This window comes from Peribacillus sp. QJM3NY_7 (assembly GCF_056173225.1).
Genome location: NZ_CM149663.1, coordinates 4,022,314 through 4,040,150, shown reverse-complemented (window position 1 = coordinate 4,040,150; position 17,837 = coordinate 4,022,314). Strand labels below are relative to the sequence as shown.

Annotated in this window: 15 protein-coding genes and 1 riboswitch; of the genes, 13 read left to right on the top strand and 2 right to left on the bottom strand. The window is 43.2% G+C overall.

All coding sequences use genetic code 11. The annotated features are described in order from the left end of the window. Positions 1 to 24: 24 nt before the first annotated feature. The 7 genes from ezrA to rarD all read left to right on the top strand — a co-directional run bounded on the left by ezrA (position 25) and on the right by rarD (position 10,518). Entirely contained in the window at positions 25 to 1,719 is a 1,695-nt protein-coding gene (ezrA, locus tag AC0VX1_RS19325) for a septation ring formation regulator EzrA (RefSeq protein ID WP_057276728.1), read from the top strand. A gap of 218 nt (positions 1,720 to 1,937) precedes the next feature. Beyond that, on the top strand, positions 1,938 to 3,086 hold the full coding sequence (locus AC0VX1_RS19320) for a cysteine desulfurase family protein (protein ID WP_106026011.1): 1,149 nt from the start codon (positions 1,938 to 1,940) through the stop codon (positions 3,084 to 3,086). Beyond that, positions 3,083 to 4,294 carry a tRNA uracil 4-sulfurtransferase ThiI gene (thiI, locus tag AC0VX1_RS19315; RefSeq protein WP_413010405.1) on the top strand — a complete coding sequence of 404 codons (1,212 nt, stop codon included), beginning with the start codon at positions 3,083 to 3,085 and terminating at the stop codon, positions 4,292 to 4,294. Before AC0VX1_RS19320 ends, thiI begins: the two co-directional genes overlap by 4 nt. Before the next feature lie 82 nt (positions 4,295 to 4,376). Beyond that, positions 4,377 to 4,583 (top strand): alpha/beta-type small acid-soluble spore protein, encoded by a 207-nt coding sequence (locus tag AC0VX1_RS19310; protein WP_034309203.1) that lies wholly within the window; start codon positions 4,377 to 4,379, stop codon positions 4,581 to 4,583. Between the two features lie 1,586 nt (positions 4,584 to 6,169). Next, positions 6,170 to 7,753: an acyl-CoA synthetase MbcS gene (gene mbcS / locus AC0VX1_RS19305; RefSeq protein ID WP_048677943.1), complete on the top strand. Its 1,584-nt coding sequence runs from the start codon at positions 6,170 to 6,172 to the stop codon at positions 7,751 to 7,753. 153 nt (positions 7,754 to 7,906) lie between these two features. After that, a complete protein-coding gene (locus AC0VX1_RS19300; protein WP_475468413.1) occupies positions 7,907 to 9,508 on the top strand; it encodes an amidohydrolase in 1,602 nt (533 codons plus the stop codon). Positions 9,509 to 9,588: 80 nt separating this feature from the next. Beyond that, positions 9,589 to 10,518: an EamA family transporter RarD gene (rarD, locus tag AC0VX1_RS19295; RefSeq protein ID WP_048677941.1), complete on the top strand. Its 930-nt coding sequence runs from the start codon at positions 9,589 to 9,591 to the stop codon at positions 10,516 to 10,518. A gap of 93 nt (positions 10,519 to 10,611) precedes the next feature. Here rarD and AC0VX1_RS19290 read toward each other — a convergent pair whose 3' ends face one another. Beyond that, positions 10,612 to 11,439 (bottom strand): protein-glutamine gamma-glutamyltransferase, encoded by an 828-nt coding sequence (locus tag AC0VX1_RS19290; RefSeq protein WP_268591671.1) that lies wholly within the window; start codon positions 11,437 to 11,439, stop codon positions 10,612 to 10,614. Between the two features lie 299 nt (positions 11,440 to 11,738). Then, a riboswitch (TPP riboswitch) is annotated at positions 11,739 to 11,848 on the top strand. 133 nt (positions 11,849 to 11,981) lie between these two features. Here AC0VX1_RS19290 and AC0VX1_RS19285 point away from each other — a divergent pair. Genes AC0VX1_RS19285 through AC0VX1_RS19265 form a run of 5 tightly spaced genes read left to right on the top strand, consistent with a single transcriptional unit; the run spans position 11,982 to position 15,568 of the window. Continuing rightward, complete coding sequence (locus tag AC0VX1_RS19285; protein ID WP_413010410.1) at positions 11,982 to 12,977, top strand: ABC transporter substrate-binding protein; 996 nt, start codon at positions 11,982 to 11,984, stop codon at positions 12,975 to 12,977. An 11-nt stretch (positions 12,978 to 12,988) separates the two neighbouring features. Next, a complete protein-coding gene (locus AC0VX1_RS19280; RefSeq protein WP_034309193.1) occupies positions 12,989 to 13,273 on the top strand; it encodes a thiamine-binding protein in 285 nt (94 codons plus the stop codon). Then, positions 13,270 to 14,052 (top strand): ABC transporter permease, encoded by a 783-nt coding sequence (locus AC0VX1_RS19275; RefSeq protein WP_475468411.1) that lies wholly within the window; start codon positions 13,270 to 13,272, stop codon positions 14,050 to 14,052. The genes AC0VX1_RS19280 and AC0VX1_RS19275 overlap by 4 nt, the downstream gene beginning before the upstream one ends. Then, a complete protein-coding gene (locus AC0VX1_RS19270; RefSeq protein ID WP_054400648.1) occupies positions 14,042 to 14,779 on the top strand; it encodes an ABC transporter ATP-binding protein in 738 nt (245 codons plus the stop codon). Before AC0VX1_RS19275 ends, AC0VX1_RS19270 begins: the two co-directional genes overlap by 11 nt. A gap of 18 nt (positions 14,780 to 14,797) precedes the next feature. Continuing rightward, entirely contained in the window at positions 14,798 to 15,568 is a 771-nt protein-coding gene (locus AC0VX1_RS19265) for a TatD family hydrolase (protein WP_475468409.1), read from the top strand. A gap of 261 nt (positions 15,569 to 15,829) precedes the next feature. Here the strand turns inward: AC0VX1_RS19265 and AC0VX1_RS19260 are convergent, their stop codons facing one another. Then, positions 15,830 to 16,630, bottom strand: a complete 801-nt coding sequence (locus AC0VX1_RS19260; RefSeq protein ID WP_063575483.1) for an NAD kinase — start codon at positions 16,628 to 16,630, stop codon at positions 15,830 to 15,832. Between the two features lie 205 nt (positions 16,631 to 16,835). Here AC0VX1_RS19260 and sppA point away from each other — a divergent pair, with 205 nt between their 5' ends. Further along, positions 16,836 to 17,837, top strand: coding sequence for a signal peptide peptidase SppA (gene sppA / locus AC0VX1_RS19255; RefSeq protein WP_475468407.1), 1,002 nt, complete (start codon positions 16,836 to 16,838; stop codon positions 17,835 to 17,837).

Below are 17,837 nucleotides of genomic sequence, written 5' to 3'. Positions count from 1 at the left end.
AAGGACTAGAACAGGGGGCTTACCATGGATTACATAATTGGGGTAATTGTATTAATTTTGATTTTCATCATTTGGGGTTATTTTTTCAAAAAGAGATATTTTAAAGAAATCGATCGACTGGAATCCTGGAAAATAAGCATCACGCACCGCCCCGTGCTGGAAGAGCTTTCTAAAGTCAAACAATTGAACATGACAGGTGAAACAGAGGAAATGTTCGAAAACTGGCGCATTGAATGGGATGCCATCATTACGGATCATATGCCCGAAGTCGAAGAGCTTTTATTCGATGCCGAGGAATTCGTCGATAAATACCGTTTCAGCCGATCAAAAGAGATACAGCGCAAAATTACAGTCAAGCTGAATGAAATAGAGGAAATGATCAAAAAGATCCTATACGAACTGAATGAACTCGTAGGCAGTGAGGAAAAGAATCGATTGGAAATTGAGGATATCAAAGATTCCTACCGTCAATTGAAGAAATCCCTGCTTGCACACAGGCATAATTATGGGAAAGCGGCTGATAAGCTGGAAAGCTCCTTGGATGAAGTGTTGCAGATCCTTCAGAAATATGAAGAAGAGACCGTGAACGGCAATTATTTGAATGCGAGGGAGCTTGTTCTCACCATTAAGGACAAATTGGCGGTTCTGTCAGTTAAAATGGAAATGCTCCCAAAATTATTGGTTGATAGCCAATCCGAGCTGCATTCCCAGCTTAATGAATTGAAGGATGGTTATGAGGAGATGTCGGGACAGGGGTACCTGTTGAGCCATATCCAATTCGAGCAGGAGATATCACGGCTTGAGGAAGAACTGGATCTATATAAAACACAATTGGAAAATGCCGAAACGGAAGCAGTGGAAAAAGGCATTAAAGAAATGCGCGAAAGCATCGAGGTTCTTTATGACCTTTTGGAAAAAGAAGTACTTTCAAAACAGTATATCTTGAAAAATGATGAAATTCTCAGGAAAACGATTAGTGACCTTGAATATGAAAACGATAAACTTAAAGTTGAAACCATACATGTTCAACACACGTATCATCTGACGGAAAATGAGCTCGATGCCCAACGGAAAATGGAAAAGCAGATTGCCCAGATTTCAAAACGCCATCAATTGCTCGTCTTGAAAATGGAGGATAATGTGATGGCAAGCTCGCTTATCAGCGAAGAGATGCAGGGGCTTGCAGTACAGTTGAAGGAATTACAGGAAAATCAGAAAGACTTTACCGTTAAATTACAGGCTTTACGAAAAGATGAAATGGATGCCAGGGATTCACTGGCAGAATTGAAGCGCAAAATGGTCGATACTGGACGTTTAATTTCAAAAAGCAATATTCCAGGTCTTCCAGAAGAGTATAAAGTGGTGCTTCAGGATGCCAAAGAAAGCATGGATGACGTTCAGGGTAAACTTGAAGAAAAGCCGCTTGAGATGGCCGCTGTTTATATTTATTTGGAAAAAGCGGTTCAACAGGTGGATAAGGTCCACGAAAAAGCCCAAGAATTGATCGAGCATATGTATTTGGCCGAAAAGGTGATCCAATTCGGAAATCGTTACCGAAGCAGCCACGATATGGTAGCCGAGAGCCTAAGGGAAGCCGAAGCGAAATTCCGAAGCTATGAATATCAAGCCGCATTGGAAACGGCAGCCACTGCCATAGAAAAGGTCGACCCAGGCAGTTTACAAAAAATCGGTGCGAACATAGAAGAAGTCCTTTCCTGAAAACCCGCCATGGCGGGTTTTTTTCTTTTTGTAGATTAGGAGGGAAGTTAAATCATTCTCTGGAATAAAAAGAAGCGGGTATCCTATCATTCTTGGATCAGTGTTTTACATTCTCTTTCAAATTCAATTATGTTAATATTAGAAGTTGCAACAGCAACATTGAAACTTATATTTAGAAGAATGACCATCATAGATATAAAAACATGGAAGGTGAACCCATGATTTATTTTGACAATAGTGCAACAACAAAACCATATCCCGAAGTAATCGAATCATTCATGAAGGTTACTTCGGACTATTTCGGGAACCCCTCTTCGCTTCATGGACTTGGGGTGCAATCCGAAAAACTGCTTTCCGCTGCCAGAAAGCAGATTGCTGATTTATTAAAGGTGAAGAGTTCGGAAATATATTTCACTTCCGGCGGAACGGAAGGAAATAATCTTGCCATTAAAGGGGCAGCCCACGCTCAGGGAAATCGCGGCAAACACATAATCACGACTGCGATTGAACATCCTTCTGTAGAAGACGCATGCCAATCATTGACGAGAATGGGATATGAGATCACATATCTTCCCGTTAACGAATTTGGACAAATTGATATAACCGATCTTAAGGATGCATTGAGGGAAGATACCATTTTGGTTTCCGTCATGCATGTTAATAATGAAGTTGGCTCGATACAGCCGATTGCTGAAGTGGGCAAATTGTTAAAACAATACCCAAACGTGCTCTTTCATGTCGATAATGTACAGGGAGCAGGCAAGGTTTCGTTATCATTGCGTGAAGCCAATGTGGATTTATGTACAATTTCCGGCCACAAGGTTCACGGTTTGAAGGGGACGGGCATCCTGTATGTTCGTGAAGGCGTTCGGGTCGACCCGCTTTTCCATGGTGGCAATCAGGAAACGAAAATCAGGAGCGGCACTGAAAATGTTGCGGGAATCGTCGCCCTTTCGAAGGCTTTGCGTATTAGTATGAACAATCAATTGCTGTATCATGATAAGCTTCAGCAAATCAAAACTTATTTATATAAAGGTTTGAAGGAAATGGACGGGGTGTTGGTTAACAGTCCCGAAGAGGGCGCACCCCATATTGTGAATTTTTCCGTTCCTGGTCTTAAATCCGAGGTATTGCTGCATGCACTGGAATCGGAAGGAATATATGTTTCGACGACTAGTGCCTGTTCTTCGAAAAAAAGGACGGTAAGCAAAACGGTGGACGCGATGTACCATCATTCAGCTCGTTCCGAAAGCGTCATCCGTATCAGCACTACCTATGGCAATGAAATGGAAGAAGCAAAGCAAGTTCTGGCGGCGATACAGAAAATAGTCGCTAATTTAGAAAAAATAATGAGGGTTGCTAAATGAAATTTGATCATATAATTATCCGTTATGGAGAAATCTCCACTAAAAAAAGAAACCGTAAAGGCTTTGTAGACAAAATGAAGGCACATATCCGCTGGAGTTTAAAAGATATAGAAGGCGTAGTGCTGACAGCCAACCGGGAGCGGATGTACGTTCTCCTGAACGGTGCTGACCATGTGCCGGTCATTGACCGATTGAAAGGCATTTTTGGTATACAGTCATTAAGCCCTGCAATAAAAATAGAGCGTGATCTGGAAGTGATGAAAACGGCAGCATTGTATTACCTTAATCATACCCTTGAAGAGGTAAACACGTTCAAAATCACGACAAAACGCGCCGATAAGGATTTTCCATATAATACCGATGAAATTAACAGGGCAATCGGCGGGCATTTGCTCCGAAATACAGAAGATTTAAAAGTCGATGTAAAGAACCCTGATTTGAACCTGCTAGTGGAAGTGAGACGCGAAGCCGTGTATTTGACAGGTGAAATCATCCAGGGTGCAGGCGGTCTTCCATTCGGTTCAAGCGGGAAGGCGATGCTGATGCTTTCAGGCGGGATTGATAGCCCTGTTGCAGGCTTCCTTTCGATGAAACGGGGATTGGACGTGGAGGCGATCCATTTTTACAGCCCGCCGTTCACAAGCGAGCGTTCACGTCAAAAGGTCATTGATTTGGCAGGTAAGCTGGCAGAAATTAATGGAAGCATGAAAGTGCATATCGTTCCATTTACGGAAATCCAATTATTGATTCAAAAACAAATCCCGGAAAACTACTCAATGACTACAACCCGTCGTTTAATGATGCGGGTCGCCGATCGCATCCGCGAAAAGGAAGAAGCCATGGCACTTATCACCGGTGAAAGCCTTGGGCAGGTTGCAAGCCAGACGATGAGCAGCATGTTTGCCATCAATGAGGTGACGAATACACCGATCCTGCGTCCGTTGATTACCATGGATAAGACAGAAATCATCAAAATAGCAAGAGAACTCGATACTTTTGAAATATCCAATCTGCCGTACGAGGATTGCTGTACGGTCTTTACGCCGGCAAGCCCAAAAACGAAACCGAAACGTGAAAAAGTCAATTACTATGAAAGCTTCGTCGACTTTGAATCCTTGATTGAAAAAGCGGTCTCCGAAACAGAAATAGTAACAGTTAAACCGGGTCAGACTTTCGATAAGGAAGAAGCGATGGAAGACTTATTCTAGTATCCTTTAATTACCAATAAAAATCTGCGAATGAAGCCATGTGTTTTAACACACTCTATAATCACAAGGAGGTGAAACACACATGGCAAACAACAACAGCTCAAACGAATTATTGGTACCTGGAGTTGAACAAGCTCTTCAACAAATGAAATATGAAATCGCTACAGAATTCGGCGTACAACTTGGTGCCGACACAACATCTCGCGCTAACGGTTCAGTTGGTGGAGAAATCACAAAACGCCTTGTTCAAATGGCTGAACAACAATTAGGCGGAGGTTTCAACAGATAATTTCATAAATATGGCTACAGAGAGCGGGTTTTAATACCCGCTCTCTTTACGTTTGCAGAATTAATTCGTGGACGCCGATTTAATAAATTCCTTAGTTTTACTACATATTTTTTACTGTTTTATATAATATGAAACATTATTGGAATGAAGAAAAGTGCGACACTCCTGCTAGCCGAGACCCCACCGAAAGGGAGTATGTGTAATGATTTCCACTCCAGGCACTCGCTTTCCGCGGGCGGTCCGTGAGCCTCCTCGGCGCTCGCCTGCGGGGTCTCCCTTGGCCACGCTTTTCCCGCAGGAGTCTCGTACCTTACGTTCCAATCACTGGAACTTCTTTTTTAAGAAATATTGTAGGGAAACTGGCTCCTCTTCTCCAATTCGTCTTTAGTCTGGCGGTTTTATCAATTTTCGGCAAAAGGAGTTCCGAATTGCTCTCGCCCCGAAGCAAAATTTAAAAGGTAAACTAGATTACTCTTCATAGTTTTTTTCAGTATTCCTTAAAGGGTTGAAGAGATGTGCGACACTCCTGCTAGCCGAGACCCCACCGAAAGGGAGTATGTGTAATGATTTCCACTCCAGGCACTCGCTTTCCGCGGGCGGTCCGTGAGCCTCCTCGGCGCTCGCCTGCGGGGTCTCCCTTGGCCACGCTTTTCCCGCAGGAGTCTCGTACCTTACGTTCCAACCACTGGAATTTCTTTTTTAAGAAATATTGTAGGGAAACTGGCTCCTCATCTCCAATTCGTCTTAGTCTGGCGGTTTCATCAATTTTTCGGCAAAAGGAGTTCCGAATTGCTCTCGCCCCGAACCAAAATTTTAAAGGTAAACTAGATTACCCTTCATAGTTTTTTTCAGTATTCCTTAAAGGGTTGAAGAGATGTGCGACACTCCTGCCAAATAACTGGGTAGCCGAGACCCCACAGGCGCATGCTTTGATGAGGCTTGGCAGACGGCCAGTGGAAGGGGAACGGGTTTCTGAAATAATCTGAAATGTTTTTTTGAAAAAACTGCAGGCTGGTCTCATCCCGAATTTTGTTTAAGACTAGTTAATCCTTTAAGTTTTTTCCAGTATTCCTTAAAGGGTTGAAGAGATGTGCGACACTCCTGCCGAATAACTGGCTAGCCAAGACCCCACAGACGCTTGTGTCGAGGAGGCTTGGCAGACAGTCGGCGGAAAGGGAGCGGATCTCTGAAATCAACTGGAATGTTTTCTTGAAAAAACTGCAGGCTGGTCTCATCCCGAATATGTTTAAGACTAGTTAATCCTTTAAGTTTTTTTCTGTAATCCTTTAAAGGAATGAAGAGATGTGCGACACTCCTGCCGAATAACTGGGTAGCCGAGACCCCACAGGCGCATGCTTTGATGAGCTTGGCAGACAGTCGGTGAAGAGGGATCGGGTTTCGAAAATCAGCGGAATTTTTAAAAAGAAAAACTGAAGGCAAACTCACTTTAGGAATTGTCTACAGGCTTAAGGGAGTGGATTCCTACACCCGCTCTCTTTTTTAATTTGTAAAAATAAATAGAAATTTTAGAGAAGTATCTTGTATAATGAGTAGGTACTAAGAGTTCATAATTGGAGGGGAAGAATATGAAGCGTGAAGACTTATTGGCTCCGGAACATTACAACTTAGTGAGTGAAATGGAACGTTATGCAAAAGATCCAGGTAAAGTTGCCGTACTTTGGGAGAACGAAACCGGAGATAAAAAACAACTTACATATGAGAATTTATTAAAAAGTGCAAATAAAATTGGAAATGCCTTCAAGAAAAAAGGACTGGGTAAAGGTGATACGGTCCTCATCATAATTCCCCGTTTGGTGGAAGCTTATCAAGTGTATTTAGCAGCATTGAAAATTGGCATGATTGTCATCCCTTGTTCTGAAATGCTTCGTGCGAAGGACTTGCAGTACCGAGTCAACCATGGTGATGTCAAAGGAATCATCAGTTATCATGAATATACTGACGAATTGAATGAAATAGAAGGAGCGGAAAGCCTCCTGAAGTTTTCAATCGGAAAACGAATCGAAAATTGGCTGGATTTGAATGAGCTCGCCGATGAGGAATCCGATCAGCTGACCATGGCTGACACGAAGAGTGAGGATATGGCATTCTTATCGTATACTTCCGGAACGACAGGAAATCCAAAAGGGGTCGTCCATACACATGGCTGGGCTTATGCCCATTTGAAAACGTCCGCTGCAAACTGGCTAGGAATCAGCGAAACGGACGTCGTTTGGGCAACTGCAGGCCCAGGGTGGCAAAAGTGGATCTGGAGTCCTTTCCTGGCGGTTCTGGGGACAGGAGCGACAGGCCTTGCCTATCATGGAAAGTTCGAGGCGAAAAAATATCTTCAGCTGCTTCAGGACTACAAAGTGAATGCATTATGCTGTACACCAACCGAGTATCGATTGATTGCAAAGGTGGATAACCTTGATGATTATGATTTATCCCATCTTCATAGTGCCGTATCAGCAGGAGAGCCTTTAAATCAAAAAGTGTTCGAGGTCTTTAAGAACCATTTCCAGATTGAAGTGCGTGATGGGTATGGACAGACCGAAAATACCTTGTTGGTTGGTGTAACGAAAGGCATGGAAATTAAATTGGGCTCCATGGGCAAACCGACTCCGGGCAACCATGTGGAAATCATCGATGACTCCGGTAAACCTTGTTCTCCTGGCGTAGTGGGGGATATTGCCGTACATGTCGATACACCTGCTCTTTTTAAAGAATATTTTAAAGATCCCGAGCGGACATCGCAGCAATTCCGCGGGGACTATTATATCACCGGCGATCAAGCGAAAAAGGATGAGGATGGTTATTTCTGGTTTGAGGGTCGTTCTGATGATATCATCATCAGTTCGGGATATACGATCGGACCGTTTGAAGTGGAAGATGCACTCGTTAAGCATCCATATGTTAAAGAGTGTGCCGTTATAGCAAGTCCTGATGAAATAAGGGGAAATGTGGTCAAGGCGTATGTCGTCTTGATGGATGATATCGATCCGAACAGCCAGGACTTGATCAAGACGCTTCAATCGCACGTGAAAGAATTGACTGCTCCATATAAATATCCAAGGAAAATCGAATTTTTAGAAGAGCTGCCCAAAACGACATCAGGTAAAATCAAACGGGTGGATTTACGGAAAAGGGAAGAAGCACTCCTTAACAATTGATCGAAATGCATGAACGTCAGCCTTCAAGGCTGGCGTTTTTTTATTGACAGGGACTTGGGTAAAAGCATAAATATGGGAATTCGTGTTATGAGATGGTACACTTACTGCATATCTGCACAGTAACAATCATTTAATAAGGAGTGTAAAGCCGGAATGGGAACGTTATGGTTCAATGGGTCGATTTATACGATGATTAAAGAAAATGATCAAGTGGAGGCAGTATTCACTGAAAAGGGGGTAATTGTTGATACCGGCAGCCTGGACCATTTGAAAAATGAATATGCCGGCAATATTTCCAGGGAAATCGACTTAAAAGGACAAACGATGCTGCCGGGATTAGTGGATAGTCACCTTCATTTGGTCGGACATGGTGAGAGACTGCTTCGTCTAGACCTCTCTTTGATGGATAGCAGGGAGTCGATCATGAAATCCTTGAAGGAAAAGTGCTTAAAGACCCCGGCCGGAAAGTGGATCGTTGCCGAAGGGTGGAATGAAAATGAATGGCCGAGGCCTGAATTGATATTACGGGATGAGCTTGATGCGATATCGGCAGATCATCCCATCGTATTGAAAAGGGTCTGCCGTCATGCCTTGGTGGTCAATTCCCGGGCCCTTTTGGAAGCGGATATTAAAGAAGATATAAAAGAACCTTCAGGCGGGGTGATCTGCCGTTATCCTGACGGACGTTTAAATGGATTATTTAAAGAAAGCCAGGCGCAGAACCTTATTTTAGACAGCCTTCCCGGCATTGATCAAGAGTATATCGAAAACGCACTCACAGAGGCCATAGAAGACGCATATAAGCTAGGTTTGACTGGCGGTCATACCGAGGACCTCCATTACTACAATGGCTTCATGCCGACATATCAGGCGTTTAAATCGGTAATCGAGGACCGGGAAATGGCCTTTCGCGCCAACTTGCTCGTCCATCACGAAGCGTTAGAAGAAATGCTGGCAGCAGGCGGCGGCTATCAGAAAGGTACGCGATATATCAAATTCGACAGCATGAAGATCTTTACCGACGGCTCCTTAGGCGGACGCACAGCCCTGTTGAGCGAACCTTATGTAGATCAAAAGAATACGAATGGAGTCGCGATATTCACTGAAAACGAGCTTCAGGAATGGGTGAAAAAAGCAAGGTCTGCCGGAATGCCGATTGCTGTCCATGCGATTGGCGATCTCGCTTTTGAATACGTATTGAATGCAATTGAAGCCCTCCCCCCGAAAAAGGGACAGAGGGACCGGCTCATCCATGCGCAGATTGTACGGCCGGAGCTTTTGGAGCGGGCGGCAAAGCTGCCGGTAATCTTTGATATTCAACCGGGGTTCGTTCCGTCCGATTTTCCGTGGGTGGAAGAAAAGGTATCAGCCAATCTATTGGAATCCTCCTATGCCTGGAGAACCTATTTGAACATGGGCATCATTTGTGCGGGAGGGTCGGATGCACCCATTGAACCATTAAATCCGATTTTGGGCATTCATGCCGCTGTCACAAGGATGAAAATCAACAGTGAGGACCGTACCGTATATGGTTTGTCTGAAAGGCTTTCCGTTTTCGAGGCTTTCGCATTGTATACCAAAGGGAGTGCTGCAGCAATCGGCCAGGAAAAACGCCGCGGTGTGATCAATAAAGGGTACGATGCCGATTTTACCGTGTTTAATCTGGATGTCTTTGCTGTTGCACCGGATGATCTCCTGAAAGCTGAGGCGGTCATGACGGTCATCGATGACAAAATCATGTATGATAAAAATTAACAGTTGCAAAAAAAGAAATGGAAATACAAAATTGTTAGATGGAATTAGATAAAGGAATGTAAATGGAAAGAAGGCTTGTTATGAAAGTGGATCAACAAAAAGAAGGGGCGATTTATGCAGCCCTTTCTTACATGATGTGGGGAGTTGTGCCGGTTTACTGGAAGTTCCTTCAGGGAGTCGGTGCAATAGAAATTTTAGCTCAGAGGGTATTATGGTCTTTCGTGTTCATGCTGGTTTTATTGATGTTCATGAAAAAATGGCAGGCGTTTCTAGATTATGTCAAAAACATAATGGGCAATCCGAAACTCTTTACGGCATTACTGACGGCGTCACTGCTTGTTACAGCCAATTGGGGAGTGTTCATATGGGCCGTTAACTCAGGACGGATCCTCGACACGAGCCTTGGATATTATATCAATCCGCTCGTCAGTGTACTATTGGGAGTGATAGTCTTAAAAGAAAAATTGAGCGGGGCCCAAATTATTTCATTCCTGCTTGCAGGAATCGGAGTCTTGATCCTTGGCATTCATTTCGGCACGATCCCGTGGATCTCTCTTGTTTTGGCCATGACCTTTGGATTATACGGTCTGGCAAAAAAAATGATCAAGGCCGAATCGGCAATCGGGCTGACGCTCGAAACGATGATGGTAACGCCTCTGGCCCTAGGCTACCTGATTTACTTGATGAACAGGTCGGAAATGCAATTCTTTACAGACGGGAGCACAAGCTTGCTGTTGGTGGGCGGCGGGATTGCCACGGCATTGCCTCTTTTATATTTTGCAAAAGGGGCCGAGAAGATCCCGTTATCGATGCTAGGCATTTTTCAGTATATCGCTCCGACCTTATCTTTATTGATCGGGGTATTCGTCTATCATGAAAGTTTCACCAAAGCACATCTTTTAGCCTTTTTGTTCATATGGTCAGCCTTGGCTGTTTATACACTATCCATTACGAAATGGGGGCAGGCAAGTGCCCGCAGGTTCAAAGGCAAAGGCAATATTGGTGCGTGAAAAGAAAAAAATGCTTGGGGAAATTTCTCCCCAAGCATTTTTTTATGTCGATATTCAATAAAACGGATTTATGGCATAGGCGAAATGCCAGGGTCATGAAAGGTATATCTTCGAACCTATTTCAGAAACAATACAATTGGAAAGGCTGGCAGGACTGTTATCGGGCTTGGCACGGGGGTTATTTAGTTGGAATTGTCTATAGAAGGAACTATCCAGGAAAATGATATGCGTTGTCAGAAATGCTGATATGGTGGCGAATGGCTTTCTATTGCTATTTAATTCATCGATGATTCCCTGTGCAGTGGTAATCCCGATCCCGTGGCCATAAAAGAGGTTATTCCCTAATAATATGGCATTTTCACCTTGCCATTCAGGGGTTGCCAAGTCGTGATCAGGGTTTTTGAAGTAAACGCAATCACCTGGTGAATAATCCCTTCCTTGGTGAACGATGAGAGCCATATTCCTTGGAGGGCGAAAGTCATATAAAAATAGGTCTGAAAAAAGATAGTCGAAATTCCTGGGGCCGATTAAATCCAAAATCGCCTTTAAAAAAGTGACGACCATTGCCGTCCCGCATTCGAAGGCATAAAGCCCTCCATTCATGAAAATGTCAACGAGCGCAGCATGAGGGAGAATCCCTGGCTGAAGGGTAAAGGTGCCATCCTTTGAAAGGTGCCAATAACGTTGATTGGATTGAGACTCCTCAAGTGTGGAAAAATCCGGACCGCTTTTATCCAACGCAATAGCTGCCTCTATGACTCGGTTCCTCAGCTGTATCTCGAAATTAAAATCCCCAAAGTTCCGGTATTCAAAAACGTTAGAATCTTCCGCCAAGCATTGAAGAGTTTCAAGCGATTTGGCAGAGGCTGTACCTGGTTGGATTTGACTGACATCTAACCATTTGTGATTAATCTTTATCATGACATATCCACCTTTTGCTAATAAAATTAAGGGTTTAATAAAACCAGTAAACAAAAATGTCTACACGTTATGCTCATTATATGAATGCTTGAAAAGAAATGACTATTTGGAACGTGTCCGCCGCCGTTGCAGCCAAGAATGATCGGAACGGAAAGAGGCAGAGTTATTTTGCTTTCAATGATTTTCGTTCAAAAGATATTTGAAGTGCCAGGAATACTTTTCCAATTAGAGAGAAGAAGCAAATTAGTATTCCTTTTTCCCCATGAATTGATATAATGAGAGAGAAAAGTTCATATGTGCGAGAAATGTAGGGGGGCCAGTACTGCTGGCTGAGATTGCATCCATTAGATGCTGACTCTTTGAACCTGATCTGGGTGATGCCAGCGGAGGGAACATATTATGACTGATTTTCTGTTTTGTATGTTAACGTCCGAATTCATCTTCGGGCGTTTTTTGCTTTTTTATCCAGTATTTGAATAGCCCTGGAGCCCTATTATGGTTCCGGCATATGAATCTTATAAGATGTGTAGGAGGATAATGACTTGAATAAATTCTTACCACTGTTAACTTCGTTCTTCCTTTTAGCTGGATGCGGAGCAGGCGGAACTAATGAAAAAGAAGAAGCATCTAAAAATGAAGAATTAAAGAAGGTATCGGTCGTGCTCGATTGGACACCGAATACAAACCATACAGGATTGTATGTAGCCAAGGAAAAAGGTTATTTTAAAGAACAAGGTCTTGATGTGGAAATTATCATGCCAGGTGAAGCTGGAGCTGATAAGCTTGTCGCTTCAGGGAAATCTGAATTTGGCGTGAGCTATCAAGAGGGCATAACGCAGGCCCGCGTACAGGGTGTGCCGATTGTTTCGGTAGCTGCCGTCATCCAGCATAATACTTCGGGATTCGCTTCCCCTGAGGCTAAGGACATTAAGACTCCCAAGGATTTTGAAGGGAAAACGTATGGTGGCTGGGGATCTCCGGTTGAAAAGGCCATTATTGATTCACTCATGAAAAAGGAAAATGCGGATGTAAATGAAGTGGACATAGTCAATACAGGAGACATGGATTTTTTCACTTCGGTTAAAAGGGATATAGATTTTGCCTGGATTTATTATGGTTGGACAGGCATTGAGGCTGAGTTACGAAATGAAAAGCTTAATATGGTGTACTTAACCGAATACTCTGATAAGCTTGATTACTATACGCCTGTTTTGACTACAAATGAAAAGATGATAAAAGAAGATCCCGAGACTGTTAAAGCATTCGTTCATGCAGCTTCGAAAGGGTACCAGTTTGCGATTAAGAATCCTGATGATGCAGCAGATATGTTAATTGAGTCTGCACCGGATCTTGATCCAAAACTAGTGAAGAAAAGCCAGGAGTGGCTTGCAGCCAAGTATCAGGATGATGCTCCGCGATGGGGTGAACAAAAGCTTGAAATTTGGAAGAATTACAGTGAGTGGATGACTGAAAATAAGCTTCTTGAAGGTGATTTCGATCCTGAAAAGGCATTTACCAATGAATTTTTACCAAAATAGGAGGAAATACAATGGCCAATTCATTAATTAGTATACAAATTATTCCTAAAGGGGAAAATGTCATCCCTATGGTCGATGAAGCAATCAAGATCATTGAAGAATCAGGTGTCAAGTATGAGGTTCACCCGCTTGAAACGACAATGGAGGGGGAGCTTTCCGAGCTTTTTGCCGTGATAGAAAAAATGAATGTAAGAATGATTGAAATAGGATCGCCGAATGTCATTTCCCAAGTGAAAATATTATATCAGCCAAGCGGGATTACGATGGATACGTTAACGGAGAAATATCGGGCATGATCGGAAGGGGAATTTGGAAGAAGGGGGCTCCCTTCTTTCTTTTATTATTGTTGCTGATTGTATGGGAGTCAGTGACAGTCTTATTGAAAGTTGAAGAATGGCTGCTTCCCGCTCCATCGGCCATTTTCATTGAAGGAATAGAGTCGTCCCGCAATCTTTACGGACACCTTATATCCACAACCGAGCTTGCGTTGTCAGGTTTTTTTATTGGAAGCTGCATCGGCTTATTGATCGCGGCAATCCTACACCTATTTCCAGGTGTGAAGGACGCGGTTTATCCTCTGCTCATACTATCACAAAATATACCTATCATTGTTTTGGCGCCGCTTTTGGTGATCTGGTTTGGCTTTGGCATGCTGCCTAAGTTAATCGTGATTTCACTTGTATGTTTTTTTCCGGTTGCGGTCGCATCATTGGATGGTTTTCGCCAGACACCATACGAGCTTAAGCATTATTTCAAGATGATGGGAGCGGGGGAAAACCAGTTATTTTGGAAGCTGGAACTTCCTCACTCGATCCCGTTCATTTTCTCCGGCCTGAAAATTTCGGCTACCTATAGTGTAATGGGTGCGGTTATTTCGGAATGGCTTGGGGCAAAATCGGGGATTGGTGTTTATATGACTCTCGCCTCTTCAGCGTTCAGGACAGATCGGGTGTTTGTAGCCATTTTCATCATTATGGGAATGAGCCTGATTTTTTTTGGAATCATCACTTTCCTGGAGAAATACTTGGTTTCTTGGAAGAGAAAGGAGGGCGAAAAGGGTGAAGCTGGAAATTAAAGACGTCTCCTATTCTTTCGATGGTAAGCAGAATATATTGGAGAATATGAATTTCCATGTGAATGATGGGGAATTCGTCACGATCCTTGGGCCATCGGGAAGCGGTAAAAGTACATTGTTTCACTTGATCGGCGGGATTTTGAAGCCTGATCATGGCATCATTTCATTGGATGGTAAAAAGATAAATGGCTTAAAGGGACATATCAGCTATATGCCTCAGCAGCCTTCCCTTTTACCTTGGAGAACGGTATTGGAAAATGTTTTGCTTGGAAGTGAACTTGCTGGGACCAGAGATAAAGAAAAGGCAAAAAACCTTTTGATGAAAGCTGGTTTAGAAGAATACGATAAAGCATATCCCCATGAATTATCTGGAGGCATGAAGCAAAGGGCCGCATTCATTCGGAGTATCTTAAGTCCACAGGACTTGATGTGCCTGGACGAACCCTTTTCTGCCTTGGATGAACTGACAAGATTGCAAATGCAACAATGGCTGTTGTCGGTTTGGGAAGAAAATCGGAGGTCGGTGCTTTTTGTCACTCACAGCATAGATGAAGCGGTTTTCCTATCAGATAGAATTTATGTGTTATCAGCAAAACCGGCTGCTGTCATCAAAGAAGTGAAAGTTCCATTTTCAAGACCAAGAAGAGAAGAACAGCTTCTTAGTGATGAATTTATTCATTTGAAGAGAGAATTATATGCAGCACTCAAGCCAACTTTCACTACTTAAGTAAGGAGGCGGTACCATTTGAGAATCATCGACAGCCATATCCATTTGGATAAGTATGATATTGTTAAGCGAAAGCAGATCCTGAAAGACATGGAAAAGGTTCAGTTGGAATCCTTGCTGACTGTTTCCATGAATTTGGCTTCTTCGATAAACAATTATCAGCTTTCACTTAAAGATTCACGAATTAAGCCTGCCTTTGGTTTTCATCCAGAGCAGCCCCTCCCGAGTGATGAAGAAGTGTATGAATTATTGAGCTGGATGCGGGAACATCGTCACGATATGGTTGCCATAGGCGAGGTTGGGCTGCCCTATTACTTAAGGCAGGAAAACCCCAATATTGATAACACAGCATATATAGTGATACTGGAGAGGTTCCTGACCTTAGCTAAAGAGATTGAAAAGCCGGTTATCCTTCATGCCGTTCATGACGATGCACCTATCGTTTGCGACCTTTTGGATAAGCATCAAATTACAAGGGCACACTTTCATTGGTTTAAAGGCGATATCCGGACAGTTGAAAGAATGGCCGAAAAGGGCTACCGCATTTCGATTACACCTGATGTTTGTTATGAGAGGGAAATACAGGAATTAGTTTCGACCTATCCACTTAAGCTGATGATGATAGAAACGGATGGACCATGGCCGTTTGAAGGGGTTTTCAATGGGGAATGGACCCATCCCGGCATGATGCATGAAAGTGTGCGTCAAATTGCTTCGATTAAAGGATTGCCGATTGAGGATGTCTATGAAGCCCTTTATCAAAATACGAAAGATTTTTATCATATATAAAGGTACCGGTTATCATATCCGGTACCTTTTTTCGTTTGGCTCTTTTCGTAAAGATTGTTGTTTTTAAAACGAAACTATTTAAGGTTGATTGGAGCGGAAGAGCGAGACTCCTGCGGGAGCAGCGGGACAGGTGAGACCCCACAGGCGTTTACGCCGAGGAGGCTCACCGCCCGCACCAAGGAAAGCGAGCATCTGGAGGGGAAATCAACCACAACTCACTACTGGTAAATAGCAACAAATTATGTGAAAACAGCCTTTCGTTTAAAGAAAGGTCCTTTTAACCTTTTCCCAAAAGGAATTGTCTTTTAGCTTAACGGTCTTGATGACCTTACCGCTTAACCGGACCTTTACCTTTTCGACATGATTGATGCTTAACGCTTCATTGTCCATTCCGACGATCGGATAGCTTGGTCCGTTTTGTTCAAGGTGGACGGTCAACGTCTTAGCACCGCTTAAGATGAATGAGGAGCCTAGGGTCCGATAGGTATTATTATTGACGGAAGCAAGCTCGCTCACTTGGAAGCAAGGGAGAAGGGGATCGACAACGGCCCCATTGACCGATTTATTATAGGCGGTGCTTCCGGTCGGAGTCGCAATGATGATCCCGTCCCCGCGAAAAGTTTCAAAATGAAGTTGATCAATGAAAATATCCATGATGAACGTTTTGGTGATCGAAGAGCGGATACTGAGTTCATTAAGGGCATAGAAGGAGGGCTGATCGTCCAATTGGATAGAGATGGTTGGATATTTACGCACCTCGATTTGCTCCCTTGTCATGGCTTCAATCATTTTATCACTGTCTTCCAAGTGGAAATCGCAATACATATTCAAGTTACCTGTCGTGGAAATGCCCGCATATAAACAGTCATCCCTGAACCCGGTTTTACGGGCTGCCTGCAGGAATGTGCCGTCATCACCGATGCTTACGATGATGTTCGCTTTTGTGAAATCCTGGATGACTTCATACGAATGTTGCTTCGCCAAGTCTGATAAGTATTCAACCTTGCTGAGCATCTCTTCATTCGGTGCATGGAAAAAATAAATATTCCTTCGAGTATCCATCGTATCCCCCCTAGTATGTATGGTGATGAAAGGGCTTTCTAAACCCTGTTTACAATAAATGCAATTTGTGCAAAATGGACCAATGCATTTCCAATTTGAGGATTTTTTGCTACAATTTTATATGTCTTAGTTTATCATGGAATGAAACATTTTTGGTATTAGTTCGTATGGTAAGAAGGATACATATATTTAAGGGGGAAAACAGATGAATGGAAAGCGTTGGGCTGCACTTGGAATCGCAGCCGTTTTATTTTTTGTATCTATTGCTGTAGGGGCGGCCACTACACTATTTACAGCGGATACGGAAAATATCATTGATGAATTATTTGCTTCCGAAAGTGCATTTTACGAGGAAGTCATAGAAGGCGATGATTACACTAATGTTATTGCCGTATTTGATGTAGAGGGCACGATTCAAGATACAGGAGAAGCCTCATTACTTAGTTCAGCAACATATAATCACCGTGCCTTCATGGATAAGCTGAAGATGGCAGAGGAAAATGATGATATCAAAGGGATTATCCTTCGAGTAAATTCTCCAGGCGGCGGTGTTGTCGAAAGTGCAGAGATTCATGAAAAGATCCTTGATATCAAGAAAGTGAAAAAACCTGTTTATGTATCAATGGGGTCTATGGCTGCTTCAGGCGGATATTATATTTCTGCACCAGCCGACAAGATTTATGCCAGCCCAGAAACGATGACGGGTTCACTTGGAGTCATCATGCATGGGTATAATTACGAGAAGCTGGCCAAGAAGTATGGTGTCGAGTTCGAAACCATCAAAAGCGGACCACACAAAGATATTATGAGTCCAACCCGGGAAATGACTGGGGAAGAACGTGAAATACTGCAGAATATGATTAATAATTCTTATGATCAATTTGTAAAAGTCATTGCTGACGGACGCGGAATGACAGAGAAGGAAGTAAGGGAAATTGCCGATGGACGCATTTATGATGGACGTCAGGCTAAAGAAAACCATCTAATCGATGATTTCGGCCATTTGGATGATGTAATTGCCGCAATGAAAACGGTTATCGGTAAAAAGGATGCTCAAGTTATCCGTTATACAGATGAGGCAGGTTTCGGTTCATTATTCAGTATGGGTGCTCAAAAAATGTTGGGAAATGATGTGGAAACGGCAGTCTTGACAAAAATCCTTTCCTCTTCAAATTCTCCACGCTTAATGTATTTGTATGCGGAATAG

Bases quoted from the DNA above. Each gene is read 5' to 3' on its own strand.
- AC0VX1_RS19300 (WP_475468413.1), top strand. From the start codon at position 7,907: ATGGGAACGTTATGGTTCAATGGGTCGATTTATACGATGATTAAAGAA.
- AC0VX1_RS19260 (WP_063575483.1), bottom strand. From the start codon at position 16,630: ATGGATACTCGAAGGAATATTTATTTTTTCCATGCACCGAATGAAGAG.
- AC0VX1_RS19290 (WP_268591671.1), bottom strand. From the start codon at position 11,439: ATGATAAAGATTAATCACAAATGGTTAGATGTCAGTCAAATCCAACCA.
- AC0VX1_RS19310 (WP_034309203.1), top strand. From the start codon at position 4,377: ATGGCAAACAACAACAGCTCAAACGAATTATTGGTACCTGGAGTTGAA.
- thiI (WP_413010405.1), top strand. From the start codon at position 3,083: ATGAAATTTGATCATATAATTATCCGTTATGGAGAAATCTCCACTAAA.
- sppA (WP_475468407.1), top strand. From the start codon at position 16,836: ATGAATGGAAAGCGTTGGGCTGCACTTGGAATCGCAGCCGTTTTATTT.
- AC0VX1_RS19275 (WP_475468411.1), top strand. From the start codon at position 13,270: ATGATCGGAAGGGGAATTTGGAAGAAGGGGGCTCCCTTCTTTCTTTTA.
- rarD (WP_048677941.1), top strand. From the start codon at position 9,589: ATGAAAGTGGATCAACAAAAAGAAGGGGCGATTTATGCAGCCCTTTCT.
- AC0VX1_RS19280 (WP_034309193.1), top strand. From the start codon at position 12,989: ATGGCCAATTCATTAATTAGTATACAAATTATTCCTAAAGGGGAAAAT.
- AC0VX1_RS19320 (WP_106026011.1), top strand. From the start codon at position 1,938: ATGATTTATTTTGACAATAGTGCAACAACAAAACCATATCCCGAAGTA.
- mbcS (WP_048677943.1), top strand. From the start codon at position 6,170: ATGAAGCGTGAAGACTTATTGGCTCCGGAACATTACAACTTAGTGAGT.
- ezrA (WP_057276728.1), top strand. From the start codon at position 25: ATGGATTACATAATTGGGGTAATTGTATTAATTTTGATTTTCATCATT.